This window comes from Rhodococcus sp. PAE-6, assembly GCF_025290685.1.
Classification (GTDB): Bacteria; Actinomycetota; Actinomycetes; order Mycobacteriales; family Mycobacteriaceae; genus Rhodococcus; species Rhodococcus pyridinivorans.
Map to the genome: position 1 here is coordinate 1 of NZ_JAOCLZ010000107.1, position 329 is coordinate 329.

1 rRNA gene is annotated in these 329 nt (G+C 54.7%); it reads right to left on the bottom strand.

The features are described 5' to 3' along the window. A 23S ribosomal RNA gene (locus tag NVV99_RS26425) occupies positions 1-329 on the bottom strand; the annotation flags it as partial.

Genomic DNA, 329 nt, shown 5'->3' on the forward strand with positions numbered 1-329 from the left:
ACCAGGGAGTATTCAGGCTTATCGGGTGGTCCCGACAGATTCACACCGGATTTCACGGGCCCGGTGCTACTCGGGTATTCGAATCGACAGTCACCGTGTTTTCGTCTACGGGATTCTCACCCTCTACGACAGGCCGTTCCAGACCACTTCGACTAACACGACGATTTCTCACTGTCGGCCGGCATGGCAGCGCCGACACAACGAACCCCACAACCCCGAATACACAACCCCTGCCAGGTATCACATGTACTCGGTTTAGCCTCATCCGCTTTCGCTCGCCACTACTCACGGAATCACATGTTGTTTTCTCTTCCTGTGGGTACTGAGAT